At 52.2% G+C, this 12,618-nt stretch carries 13 protein-coding genes; 7 read left to right on the forward strand and 6 right to left on the reverse strand.

Annotated features, from left to right (window positions below; all coding sequences use genetic code 11):
* Positions 1-6: 6 nt before the first annotated feature.
* The 3 genes from FKW31_RS11740 to FKW31_RS11750 are packed head-to-tail and all read right to left on the reverse strand — an operon-like array spanning position 7 to position 4,072.
* Positions 7-1,005, reverse strand: a complete 999-nt coding sequence (locus FKW31_RS11740) for an SPOR domain-containing protein (RefSeq protein WP_150178616.1) — start codon at positions 1,003-1,005, stop codon at positions 7-9.
* Positions 1,005-2,804 carry an arginine--tRNA ligase gene (argS, locus tag FKW31_RS11745; protein WP_150178617.1) on the reverse strand — a complete coding sequence of 600 codons (1,800 nt, stop codon included), beginning with the start codon at positions 2,802-2,804 and terminating at the stop codon, positions 1,005-1,007. Before argS ends, FKW31_RS11740 begins: the two co-directional genes overlap by 1 nt.
* Positions 2,805-2,851: 47 nt before the next feature.
* Positions 2,852-4,072, reverse strand: a complete 1,221-nt coding sequence (locus FKW31_RS11750) for a deoxyguanosinetriphosphate triphosphohydrolase (RefSeq protein WP_089179956.1) — start codon at positions 4,070-4,072, stop codon at positions 2,852-2,854.
* Positions 4,073-4,194: 122 nt separating this feature from the next.
* Between FKW31_RS11750 and FKW31_RS11755 the strand changes: the two genes are divergently transcribed.
* Together FKW31_RS11755 and FKW31_RS11760 are read left to right on the forward strand one after the other, a co-directional pair.
* The gene (locus FKW31_RS11755; RefSeq protein WP_035353363.1) at positions 4,195-4,563 is read left to right on the forward strand and encodes an iron-sulfur cluster assembly accessory protein; all 369 of its coding nucleotides are present in this window, start codon (positions 4,195-4,197) and stop codon (positions 4,561-4,563) included.
* Positions 4,560-5,345 carry an exodeoxyribonuclease III gene (locus tag FKW31_RS11760; RefSeq protein ID WP_150178618.1) on the forward strand — a complete coding sequence of 262 codons (786 nt, stop codon included), beginning with the start codon at positions 4,560-4,562 and terminating at the stop codon, positions 5,343-5,345. Before FKW31_RS11755 ends, FKW31_RS11760 begins: the two co-directional genes overlap by 4 nt.
* Before the next feature lie 144 nt (positions 5,346-5,489).
* Here the strand turns inward: FKW31_RS11760 and FKW31_RS11765 are convergent, their stop codons facing one another.
* From FKW31_RS11765 to FKW31_RS11775, 3 genes are all read right to left on the reverse strand, one after another.
* Positions 5,490-6,590, reverse strand: coding sequence for a glycosyltransferase (locus FKW31_RS11765; protein ID WP_193562077.1), 1,101 nt, complete (start codon positions 6,588-6,590; stop codon positions 5,490-5,492).
* Positions 6,591-6,651: 61 nt separating this feature from the next.
* A complete protein-coding gene (locus FKW31_RS11770) occupies positions 6,652-7,689 on the reverse strand; it encodes an ELM1/GtrOC1 family putative glycosyltransferase (RefSeq protein ID WP_150178620.1) in 1,038 nt (345 codons plus the stop codon).
* Positions 7,682-9,007 (reverse strand): lipopolysaccharide biosynthesis protein, encoded by a 1,326-nt coding sequence (locus FKW31_RS11775; protein ID WP_006115945.1) that lies wholly within the window; start codon positions 9,005-9,007, stop codon positions 7,682-7,684. The genes FKW31_RS11770 and FKW31_RS11775 overlap by 8 nt, the downstream gene beginning before the upstream one ends.
* A 342-nt stretch (positions 9,008-9,349) precedes the next feature.
* On the opposite strand from FKW31_RS11775, the gene pqqA reads away from it, so the two are divergent.
* The 5 genes from pqqA to pqqE all read left to right on the forward strand — a co-directional run bounded on the left by pqqA (position 9,350) and on the right by pqqE (position 12,563).
* Positions 9,350-9,430, forward strand: a complete 81-nt coding sequence (gene pqqA, locus FKW31_RS11780) for a pyrroloquinoline quinone precursor peptide PqqA (RefSeq protein ID WP_014457297.1) — start codon at positions 9,350-9,352, stop codon at positions 9,428-9,430.
* A gap of 88 nt (positions 9,431-9,518) precedes the next feature.
* Entirely contained in the window at positions 9,519-10,430 is a 912-nt protein-coding gene (gene pqqB / locus FKW31_RS11785) for a pyrroloquinoline quinone biosynthesis protein PqqB (RefSeq protein ID WP_150178621.1), read from the forward strand.
* The gene (pqqC, locus tag FKW31_RS11790; RefSeq protein ID WP_150178622.1) at positions 10,427-11,167 is read left to right on the forward strand and encodes a pyrroloquinoline-quinone synthase PqqC; all 741 of its coding nucleotides are present in this window, start codon (positions 10,427-10,429) and stop codon (positions 11,165-11,167) included. The genes pqqB and pqqC overlap by 4 nt, the downstream gene beginning before the upstream one ends.
* Before the next feature lie 20 nt (positions 11,168-11,187).
* Positions 11,188-11,463 carry a pyrroloquinoline quinone biosynthesis peptide chaperone PqqD gene (gene pqqD, locus FKW31_RS11795; RefSeq protein ID WP_081461428.1) on the forward strand — a complete coding sequence of 92 codons (276 nt, stop codon included), beginning with the start codon at positions 11,188-11,190 and terminating at the stop codon, positions 11,461-11,463.
* Positions 11,460-12,563, forward strand: a complete 1,104-nt coding sequence (gene pqqE, locus FKW31_RS11800) for a pyrroloquinoline quinone biosynthesis protein PqqE (protein WP_150178623.1) — start codon at positions 11,460-11,462, stop codon at positions 12,561-12,563. Before pqqD ends, pqqE begins: the two co-directional genes overlap by 4 nt.
* Positions 12,564-12,618 lie beyond the last annotated feature (55 nt).

The raw sequence follows: 12,618 nt of genomic DNA on the forward strand, positions 1-12,618 counted from the left end.
TGCAGCTTACTGCCGCACTACCATGCAGGCCATGCCGCGTTCGCGCACCGCAGAACAGAATTCACGCGCAGTTGCCACAGAAGCAAAGCCTTTTACGCGCAAACGATAGAACGTAGCGTTATTCTGCTCCGTCCGCACAAAGGAGGGAGTGCTCTCTCCAAACAAGGTGGGGTAACGCGATTTCAGACGTGACCATTCCTTACGTGCTTCATCTTCATTCTGCACCGCAGCCAACTGCACCTGATACTTTCCACCCTCTACACCGCCATGTGGCACAGTTGATGTTTTTGTATCAGCCGGTGCTGCTTTACTTGCTGCAGCAGTATCCTTATCCTTGGCCGGAACAGCCGCGTCTGGCTTGGGTTTCGGGTTATTGGCAACCGATTGCGCAGCCGCTGTATCCCCCTCCTCCCCGCTGGTAGAAGCTTCGGTTTCTTCCTGCGCAGAGGCGCTTGGCGCGTCTGCCGGAGGTGCCGCAGCCGCCTGCTGATCTGCTGCATGCCCAGCACCTACCCCTTCTGCTCCTGTAGCCGGAACGGGCACCCCTTCCGGCTTCGCAGAATCACTTTCACCCTGTGCGCCATACTGGGCAGCCAAGGCTTCTGGATTAGGTTTTTCTGGGGCCGGAACAGGGTGTGCTTTTGGATCACCCTCCTCATCGGGCATGGCAACAGAATCAAGCTGCATCCCACCCGGATCAACCGGCTTTGTGCGCATGGAAACCGGTGGCGGCCCCATAATGGCGATACCATGCTGATGGTGCCCTATTAGCGCCCAGCCACCAATCCCCAACACCAGTAAACCACCCAGACCAGCCGCTCCGTAAACCAGCCGCCGCGTACCCGTATCACTGCTTAAAAAGCGGGTCAGCACGTTTTCGGTTGGGCGGCCACCTACAACCGTTGGCCGTGTTGGTGCCGGGTCTTCATAATCCATACTCATACGCTCACGCGCACGACTGATCCTGTCATCCGCTGAAAATTTGGGCCGGTCTTCATCACTCATCAGCGCATTTCCTCCACGGGTTCCACACCCATGATTGCAAGACCAGAGCGGATAACCACCGCCGTAGCTGCAACAAGGGCAAGACGCGCACGGGTTGCCTCTACAGCATCTGGCTGAAGGAAGCGCAAAGAAGCATCATCCCGGCCACGATTCCATAAGGCATGAAAATCACCCGCCACATCTGCAAGGTAGAAGGCCACACGATGGGGTTCGCGCGCAAGCGCGGCGGCTTCCACCATCCGCGGCCATTCTGCCAAACGGCGGATAAGCGCCATTTCAGCATCCGATGTCAGAGATTCGAGTGATGCTGAGGCAAGGGCTGCATCATCCGTATCACCATATGCAGCGGCTTCTGCTGCGGCGCGCAACACGGAGCGACAACGAGCGTGGGCATACTGCACATAAAACACCGGGTTATCACGCTGCTGCGCCACCACCAGATCAAGATCGAACTCCATCTGGGCATCGCTCTTGCGGGTAAGCATGGTAAAGCGCACCGCATCACGCCCGACTTCATCAATCAGATCACGCAGAGTAACAAACGTGCCTGCCCGTTTAGACATTTTAACAGGCTGTCCATCACGCAGAATATGCACAATCTGGCACAGCACCACTTCAAGCGGCACCGTATCACCCGTAATCGCCTTAATGGCGGCCTTCATGCGTTTGACGTAACCACCGTGATCGGCCCCCCATACGTCAATCATCATCTGCGCACCACGGGCTACCTTATCTGCATGGTAGCCAATATCGTTCGCAAAATAGGTATTGGTGCCGTCAGATTTGCGCAGTGGACGATCTACATCATCCCCAAACTGAGTGGAACGGAACAAAAGCTGCTCACGCTCTTCCCAATCTTCCGGCAACTTGCCTTTGGGGGGCTCCAGCACACCTTCATATAGCAGGCCCTGCTGTTCCAGCTTGCTGATGGCTGCATCTGTTACGCCACGGCGCAGCACTTCGGCTTCTGATGTAAACACATCGTGGTGCACACCAAGGGCTGCCAGATCCTCCTTGATAGCCGTGAGCATATGCGCCACGGCAAAACCACGCACTGTTTCCAGCCATGTGGCTTCCGGCGCTGGCAGGGGCGCACCATCTGCATCGGTTTCTGTCAGCTTGTTCCCGTATTCTGCCGCCAGCTCCATACCTACTGGAATAAGATATTCACCTTGATATTGCAGGCCTCCGGGAGCTAACGCAGAAAAATCATCCTGCGTCATTTTGGTGCCAAGAGCTTGCAGGTAGCGCCAGTAAGCCGCCCATGCCAGCGCTTTTACCTGTGCACCGGCATCATTAATGTAAAATTCCTTGGTAACGGCAAAGCCTGCCTTGGCCATAAGGTTGGCAAGGGCATCCCCCACCACAGCCCCACGGCAGTGGCCTACATGCATAGGCCCTGTTGGGTTGGCGGAAACATACTCCACATTCACCCGTAAGCCTTTGCCTGCCTGAGATGCCCCATAGGCTTCACCCGCACGCAACACTGCGGGCAGAACACGACGCATGACATCGGGCTTAAGTGTAATGTTTACAAAACCCGGCCCGGCTGCGGCTACAGAGGCAACACCATCCACCTTTTGCAGGGCGGCGACCAGATCGGCCGCAATATCTGATGGTTTGCGGCGTGCCACCTTAGCCAGCAGGAGAGCAGCATTGGTTGCCATATCTCCGTGCGCGGGGTCTCGCGTTGGGGTCAGTTCCACGCGAGCCAGCGTTTCTTCCGGCACATTGGGCAGCAGTTCCTGCACAATGGCCAGAACATGTTGGCGATAACGCTGAAACACACAGTCAGACATAAAACACTTAACCCCGTAATAGTAAGAAAGCGCTGAAAGCGCGTTTATCAGCCTGCAACAGACAGGTCCGTCAACCGTCTATGTTCTTCCATAGCGTAGCGATCTGTCATGGAAGCCACATAATCCGCCACCACACGCCGTAACCCTGTGGCATCTTTTCCCTCTGCCTCACGCTGCCATTCAGCTGGCAGCAGGGATGGCGACTCCGTAAGCGTATCAAAAAGTTCTGCCGTAACGTGCCGGGCCTTGTGCGTCATCCTATTCACGCGCCAATGACGATACAGGTGGGCAAACAGAAACTTACGAATACCTTTATTGGCTTGGGCCATCTGCTCCTGAAAGGCCACAACAGGGCCGGATGCCGCGCGTATATCCTCCACATGCCGAGGGGCCAGATCCTGCAAGCGTTCGCGCGTACAGATCAATACATCTGTCACCAGTTTATGAATAACACGACGCACCATTTCATGACGGATACGCTGCAAAGTGCGTGTATCATGAGAAGGCAGATCAGCCGCAGCCTTCCGCACTTCAAACAGTTCTTCCCCCACTACGGGCACATCCACCAGATCATCCAGCGAGAGTAGGCCTGATTTTACGCCATCGTCCAGATCATGCCCGTGATAGGCAATATCATCCGCCAGTGCCGCCACCTGTGCCTCGGCAGAGGCATATGTGGAAAGTTCCAACGGGAACAGTGCATCTAATTCCAGCAATCGTGCAGGAGCACGTTTAACTGGCCCATTATGCTTGGCCAAACCTTCCAATGTTTCCCATGTCAGGTTCAACCCATCAAATGCCAGATACCGGCGTTCCTTCAGCATCACCTGCCGGAGGGCCTGTGTGTTATGATCGAACCCACCCCATTCCTGCATATGGGCAGCCAGCGCATCTTCCCCCGCATGCCCAAAAGGCGTGTGCCCCAGATCATGCGCCAGTGCGACGGCTTCTGTTAGATCTTCATCCAGCTTCAGAAACCGCGCCATGGAGCGGGCCACCTGCGCCACTTCCAAGGAATGTGTCAAACGCGTGCGAAAGAAGTCTCCCTCATGGTTCACAAACACCTGCGTTTTATATTGCAGGCGACGAAAGCCCGAAGAATGGATTACTCTATCCCGATCACGCTGCCACGGTGAACGTGTGAGAGATTCTGGCTCATCATAAAGGCGGCGCGCCCGGCCTACTCCTGGCTGAACGGCATAGGGCATCAGATCCCTGCATTCTGTCGTGTCTGGCACTCCTGCGGTTTCCTTTGCAGCACGGTCCACCAGCCTGTTGCCGGTATCCAATCCGGATGAAACTTACAGGAGTTTAGAATATTCCGCCAAAGTTGACTATTCTTGGCATCTTGCCCCTTCAAACCAGAGGGCGCGCAAGCTATTTAAGAAAGATGACCCAGCCAACACCCTTCTCCGTTTCGGAATCTGCGGCAAATCGCATTGCCAGTGTAATTGCCAAAAAGCAGGCAACTGCCACCCCAGAAACGCCAGCACCGGTTGCCATGCGTGTCTCTGTAGAAGCCGGAGGATGTAACGGCTTTCAATATCTTTTCACGCTTATTCCCGCGGCTGATATTGAGGCCGATGATACGCGCATAGAAAAAAATGGGGCGTTGGTTGTGGTTGATCCGGCCAGTATGGATTTGCTGTCTGGCGCAGAGCTTGATTTTGCAGACAAGCTGATGGGCGCGCATTTTGCGGTGAACAACCCTAATGCAGCATCTTCCTGCGGCTGTGGCACAAGCTTTTCCGTGGCATGAAACTTGCAACTTGGAATGTAAACTCCGTCCGTCAACGCATGGATCTGGTATTGGATTGGCTGAAGCGCGAACAGCCAGACGTGTTAATGATGCAGGAAATCAAGTGCGAGACGGATCTATTCCCCAAAGCTGCCTTTGAGGATGCTGGGTATGGCTGCGCCGTAATAGGGCAGAAATCCTACAACGGGGTTTCTACTCTTGTGCGTGGAGATTTTAGCATCACGACAGATCACCTCCCCGGCTTTTCAGACCCGGCAGCACGATATGTGGAAGTGCGCACCCAACATATTGTGCTGGGCAATTTGTATCTGCCCAATGGCAATTCAGGTGGAGAACAGGGCTATGCCACCAAGCTTGAGTTCCTAAATGCCTTAACAGCGCGCGCGCGCCTTTTACTAGCTGAAGAAACAGATTTTGTGTTGGCGGGTGACTACAATATCTGTCCTGCCCCTATAGATTGCGCCCCCGGAGCCCTTGGCCCAGAAGATGCTCTTGTGCGCCCACAAAGCCGGGCTGCGTATCGTCGCTTACTCTGGCTGGGGCTGACAGATGCTTTGCGGGCAGTGCATCCAACAGGCGCAGCTTATACATTTTGGGATTATCAGGCCCGCGCATGGGAGCGGGATTGCGGGCTGCGGATTGACCACATGCTGCTTTCCCCTCGCCTTGCAGAACGTCTGCAAACGGCTGAACCTGATAAAAATGAACGCGCAATGCCGCGCCCATCTGACCATGTGCCCTTTATTGTCACGTTGAAAGACCCAGTAAAATCGGGCGCTTAAGACGCAAAAACCCCGGCGCCATTCTACTATTGCGCTGGGGTTAAACAGACGTGATTAAAGGTATCAGGCTTTGCTTAGCCTTACAGAAAGAAAATTCTTTAAAACCGCGTTAAGCAGCTTAGCAAACATTTCCTTCAAACCGTTTCAAACCGCCGGAGGGGGTGTTTGAAAATCTGCAGCCTTACCGGCTTTTATAGCCTGCGCAATCAGCTTCCACCTTCTACACACCAAGTGAGGATGCCGGAAATGATAGTAAATACTCTGCCTATTTTTAAAAATAATCTTTGATATAAAATACAGAATGATATTTGCATCATAAATATACTTATTTTTTACAAATTTTCTTTCAATATAAACACGGTTTCGAATAGAGAAATAAGTGCGGGAAAAGTTTTCTTCTTCACGCAGCCAGTGTTGCAATACGGAATCATTGACCTGCCATGATAGTTCCAGATCTTTTAGAACACTGTTCTGGCACGCCCAAATTTGCCCTCCGTTTTCTGTAATCCGTAGGGTAAAATCGTAATCATCAAAATAAAGAAAAAGCCGTGCATCCGGCAGACCAACTTTTTGAATCCAGCTTTTATGAAACCAGAAACCACCATAAGCCGACATCTGCATTTGCAGGCATTTCAACCCATCTTTCTGCCAAACCTTTGCTTTTTGTTTCCGCAACAAAGTCTGCATGGAAAAGCCGAAAAATGAGTTTTTTGTAATTCCGTGAAACTTACAGGTTTTAAAAAGTTTCTTATATGTTGTTTTATCTTCCCTAAAACCACTGAGACATACTTGCTTACTTGCCCCCATACTTATCCATGCTTTGGAAAGAAATTTCAGGGAGTTTGGCTCAGGCCTGTTATCATCATCCAGCACCCATATATGCTGTGTGCTTTCACGCAAAGCCGCTGCCTGAATAGCCGCATGAAAACCACCGGCTGAACCCGTATTGGTTTGCAGGCGAATAATGGTAAGCCGATCCGCCCCGAATATTTCTGGCAATCTGGCAATTTCTGCCGCCACACTTTCTGCCGTGCCATTATCTACAACAACGGCATGTCCGGCACCGGCGCTAAAAACACCTTCCAAAACCTGCTTTAGAAAATGGACACGGTCACCATACGTAACAATGGCTGCGCATGTTCCTTGCAGAACTTCCTGCTCATTCCGTTCAAGATTATCGTGCATGCACATGTCTGCCCGTTGTGAAATGCCGTTATAAGTCGTCAGCCGAAACAGACTTCCCAATGGCAGAAACCATAAATGTGGCAAACATTGCCACGCTCCCCAGCATATCTAATGCCGTGGCTTATCTGGCAATAAACAAAGGCAGTTTCATGATACTCTCATAACATTTTTGCATATCATCATCCCGCCGCAATGCATCTGGCTGCCACATCAATGCCTGAGAAGAAACCTGTGGTGACACCAAATGGATATAATTCTGCTCGGCCAGAGTGGTATGCCACTTCTCAAAGCATGTCCCACTTCCCAACCAACCAGAACGCACGAGCCTGTTGCGGATAGTGTGTAACCCCAGCCAATCTACGCTGGCTTGCAACCATTCCATGAAGCTCTGCTTAGTCCGTAATGGAAATAGCCATACAGGCACCCCCGTACGGCACGCATCTGCCAACATGGATGCACTATCTCCAGTTACAACAAACCTGCTGGCCTCCTGCAAAAAACTCTGGAAAGGGTTAACGCCTTTTCGGAACGTGTAAATCTGCATTGGAATGGTTTTACTTATATCCTCCAGCCAACCTTCAGCCTCTACAGGAGTTCTTGGGCTGGTAAGCACATGCAATGGTTCATGGTGTGCCTGTGCCAGTTTATGGCTGAAACTTAGAAGTTTATATGTATCCTGCTTATCCAGAAAAAACTGCTTTGAGGGCGCACCATACAAAACAACCGTGCCGCCATGCCGCGTAACTGGATTTGCTTGCGGTATAAATCTCTGGTCTTTATCCGCGCCATTTAAGGGAAATCTTAAACGCAATACGTTGGAAGCTGCTGGATAATCATCCTGCGGCAGAATAATTATCAGATCCAAATCTGCTGCGGGCACATGGCTTGGCCGCCCTAATTGCACAATGGCTGGCGTGTTTTTACAACGCGTTCGCAACGCCAAGGCCGCCTGCACTGCATTACCAAAAGACAGAATTAACCGGAGGTTTCGGGTATCCGGAATCTGCTCTGGCAAGCTAAAATCTGCCTGGAGTGGAATAATCTGGCACGGCAATCCAAGCATATCCGCCAAAGCCCTGCACTGCGCCATTTCACCGGCACGATGTGTATCCAGTATCCACACCTCATATGTATCAGAAACTGGTGCTGCCTTAGCCATTGCCTCTTCCAAAATCCTGCTTTCGGCTCATCAACAGGTAAGGCACAAGCCGGGTTAGGAAGATTACCAACTCGCCTATTAATGTTGCCAGACCGGCTCCGGTCATCCCTAACCCAGAAGTTAGGAAATACAGTAAGGGCAGTGTTACGCACATTGTAAACAACCGCCCCAGCAAAATCTGATGGGCACGATTAAGAGAAACCAACAAAGGTTCTAGCGGCACATCCCACAAGTCCAGAATGGCAGTTAATGTCATCAGCAGCAGAAGTGTGCGGGTGCCAGACCACGGCACAGTCAGCAACACATGCAACAACCAAGGCCCCAACACAAACACAATCGCCAGCACCGCTGCCGAGAACACACCAAGCACTTGCAAGATACGATGCGTTACCTGCCGGATAGATGCCCAGTCTCGCTTATCTTTCAAGGCCACCAGTTCTGGATACAAAGCTGGTGTCATCATCTGGGCCGGGCGCGCCAGACCATCAGAAATCTGCCACGTTACATTATAAATGGCAGCACTCTGCGGGCCAAGAACGGCACCTACAATCATCACCGTTAAGCGCGAAGAAAGCCGTGCAAGCGCCTGATTGATGCTGACAGAAAAAATAAAGCGCCAGATACCCTTGATAGGGCTTACCCAAGGTACGCCGAATATACGGAAATTCTGCAACCCATCTGAGCGCAAAAGCAGATACGCGCCCATGCCGTAATTGATAAAAAATGATGCAACAGTTGAGAAATACCAGATCACCAAAAAACTGGTAAAAGACCAATGCCAGAACAGCCCCGCAAGGCTACCCACCAAACGGATCAACCCGCTTCCGCTATCTGCCAGCACAGAGAGTTCGTACCGATCCAGCAACCGCATCACGCCCATAGCGCCACCTGTGTTCATGAACAGAATAACTGTCATGTACCAAAACGGTGTAGCGGAAGACGCATCTCCCCAGCCTAAAAGATTTCCGAACCATTCACACAGCAGCAAGGCAACGCCCATACCTGCCACAGCGCCTACGCCATCCAGCAGCATGCAATGGCGTAAGAGCATCTGAAACGGATGCCTGTCTCCCTTACGGTACAAGCTACTGCCGTATTGCAGCAAAGGTTGCCAAGATTGAAACCGCAACCCTGCTGAACAGGAGAGAACAAAAGAATTGATAAGCAGCAGAACACCATAATCCTGCAAGCCCAATGCACGTGCGCAAACTGCTGTGGTTATAAGTGATAGAGCCGCGCAAAATCCACGTCCCCCCAGAATATACCCGGTATTGCGAAAGACACGGACAAACAGAGCCTTAACCTGACTATTCATCATGCGTGCGTCTTACCCCAACCCGTATCTGGTCACTCATCTGTTTCCTCCCCGGCATAGTGACCCCGCTGGGCTGAGGCCTTGCCTGTTTGGGCTGCTTTAGAAGACTCCGCCAGCCAAGACAAATCTTGCACGCATTTTGTGCTGTTGTGCTGTACAGCCCTTCTTTTATTCACAGTTGCGTGAAAATAGCCCCTCTACGCGCCTCTTTGGGGGGTAGAACCCTTGCGTGATAGCCATTTTTCATCACACTGCAAGGCGCAAAAGCGGCTTTTTCCTGCGGATCTTTATCTGGAGAGCCTGTAGGAATCTGCTCTGTTTCAACTCAATCAAGGAGACAGGCTTATGGCTTGGACTGCACCAAAAGTTACCGAAATTCCGTTGGGCGCTGAAATCAACAGCTACGTTTGCGGCCAGAAGAAATAAGTCGGGGTTATGCCCAGCTTAGCCGCCAGCCATTACCGGTTTTAACGCCGGTTTTGCACTGGCGGCTTTTTTATTTAGATGTGTTGTTATGCTTGAAATTGTTGTTCTTGGTGCAGGTGCGGGTGGCGGCTTTCCGCAATGGAACTCTAACGCCCCGGCTTGCCGCCGCGCCCGTGCGGGAGACCCCGCAGCCCCTTCCCGCACGCAGGCATCTATTGCCGTAAGCGGAGATGGCCAGCACTGGTATGTACTCAATGCCTCGCCCGATCTGCGCACCCAGATCAACCAGACACCGGATATGTTCCCGCGTGAAGGGTTACGCTCCACCCCCATTTCTGGCGTTGTGCTTACAAGTGGGGAAATAGACGCCATTACGGGCCTGCTCACCCTGCGCGAGCGGCAGCACTTTAATCTATATGCCACACAACCTGTGCTGGATCAGCTTAACGCAAATCCTATTTTTAATGCACTAGATCGCACGCTTGTGCCGCGCCACGCCATGCAACCGGAGCACCCCATTTCCTTGGTTCCGGCTGAGTTTAGCATCATGCCCTTTATTGTACCGGGCAAAGTCCCCCTTTACGCAGAAAAGGCCGAAAACCCTGCTGAAATCATGAGTAACGGGGAAAACATTGGGCTGGAAATAACGGATGGCCGCGCCCGAGCCCTGTTTATTCCCGGCTGCGCGATGATGACAGATGCCCTACGCAACCGCATAAATGGCGCAGATGTTGTATTTTTTGATGGCACGTTGTGGACAGATGATGAAATGATCCGCGCCGGACTGGGCAGCAAAACCGGGCACCGCATGGGCCACATATCCATTGCGGATGAGCCCGATGGCACCATTGCCGCCTTCCGCCCTTTACATGTGAAACGTAAAATTCTCATCCACATCAATAATTCCAACCCTATTCTCTTGGCCGATTCACCAGAGCGCCATGCCGTAGAGCAAGCAGGATGGGATGTTGCATTTGATGGAATGAAAGTCTCGCTATGACCACCCAACTGCTCACCCCGAATGAACTGGAACAAGCCCTGCGTGCCATAGGCGCAGAACGCTACCACAATCTGCACCCTTTCCATCGCGCATTGCACGATGGCAAACTGAACAAAGGACAGGTTCAGGCATGGGCGTTGAACAGATATTACTATCAGGCCAGCATTCCCGCTAAAGATGCCTCTCTTCTCGCACGCCTTCCCACTGCCGAATTGCGGCGTGAATGGCGGAGACGGTTAGAAGACCATGATGGCACAGAACCGGGCTCCGGCGGCGTAGCGCGCTGGCTGAAGCTTACAGATGGCCTGGGGCTGGATCGTGCCTATGTCGAATCACTCGAAGGTCTGCTGCCTGGCACAAAGTTTGCTGTAGAGGCATATGTGCATTTTGTGCGCGAACGTTCTGTGCTGGAGGCTATTGCTTCCTCCCTGACAGAACTGTTCTCCCTCACCATTATCAGCGAGCGTGTTTCGGGCATGTTGCAGAACTATGCCTTTATTACCGAAGAAACACTGGCTTACTTTAAGCCGCGCCTGACACAGGCACCACAGGATTCTGCTTTTGCGCTTGCTTATGTAAAGGAGCACGCTCGCACAGTGGAACAACAGCAGAGTGTGCTCAACGCACTTAAATTTAAATGCGGCGTGCTATGGTCCATGCTGGATGCGCTGGATTATGCTTACGTCACGCCCGCTCGTATTCCACCGGGTTCTTTTCGCCCAGCAACTGCAGCATGAGCCAAACACCGGATACTTCCATGATTTCTGAAAGCAGTATCCTCCGATTTGCGCGGGGCACACGCCTGCAATATGACCGCGTGCGGGAAGTATGGTTCATTCAAGCACCTGAACGCGCCTTTCATGCAGACCCTATCGCGGTTGAAGTGCTGCAACTCATAAATGGTACCCGCAATGTGGGCGATATATTAGAGCTGCTCTGCCAAAAATTTTCCGCCCCGCGGGATATTATTGCACGGGATGTGCTAGCCCTTTTACAGGATCTAACCACCAAGCAGGTGTTGCTGGCAGTATGAACATGCCTCCCCCTCCCATGAGCCTGCTTGCAGAACTCACGCACCGTTGCCCTTTACAGTGCCCTTACTGTTCCAACCCTTTACAACTGGAACCCCGCACGCAGGAACTCAGCACACAAGACTGGAAACGTGTGCTGAGCGAAGCATCTGAAATGGGCGTATTGCAGGTTCACTTTTCTGGCGGTGAGCCTATGGCAAGGCCAGATCTACCCGAACTTGTCGCTCATGCCGCCAAAGTAGGATTATATAGCAACCTGATTACCTCTGGCGTGCTGCTCAATGCCAAAAGCCTGCAAGAACTGGCTGATGCTGAGTTGGACCATATCCAACTTTCCTTTCAGGATGCCGAAGCTGAAAGCGCAGACCATATTGCCCATATGAAAGGCGCCCACGCCAAAAAGCTGGAAGCAGCACAACTTATTAAGGCCGAAGGGCTGCCCCTTACACTGAATTTTGTAATCCATCGGCAAAACTGTGAACGTGTGCCAGCTATGCTGGCCTTAGCTGAACAGCTTGGGGCCAGACGCATAGAAATTGCGCATACGCAATATTATGGCTGGGGGCTACTCAACCGTAATGCGTTACTGCCCAGCCGTGCTCAGGTTGAAGAAACAGAAAAAATTGTTGCTGAAGCACGCACCCGTCTCGCTGGCCGCATGAGCATAGATTTTGTAACGCCAGATTATTATGCAGACCGGCCCAAACCCTGCATGGGGGGGTGGGGCCAACGCTTTCTAAACGTTTCTCCTGTAGGCAAAGTGCTGCCATGCCATGCTGCAGAGAGCATTCCGGGCATTCAGATGCCTTCTGTTACAGAACGTTCTCTCGCCGATATCTGGGAAAATGCACCCCTGTTCCGCCTGTTCCGTGGCACAGATTGGATGCCCGAACCATGCCAGTCCTGCGCGTTCAAGGAAGATGATTGGGGCGGATGCCGCTGCCAAGCCTTGGCTCTAGCGGGAGATGCTACGGCGACTGACCCTGTGTGCCACCGTGCACCGGATCATGATCTTATTGCCCAAGCTATAACAGAGCGCCCAAAAACGCCCCCACCTTTCCATTATAGGCGCTATGGCAACGCCAAAGCCTCAAGCAGATAAAAAATTACCCAACCAACCCAAATAAGACAATCGGGCTGGTTGGGATAAACCTTAA

The organism is Acetobacter sp. DmW_136 (assembly GCF_008690365.1).
Taxonomy (GTDB): Bacteria; Pseudomonadota; Alphaproteobacteria; order Acetobacterales; family Acetobacteraceae; genus Acetobacter; species Acetobacter oryzifermentans.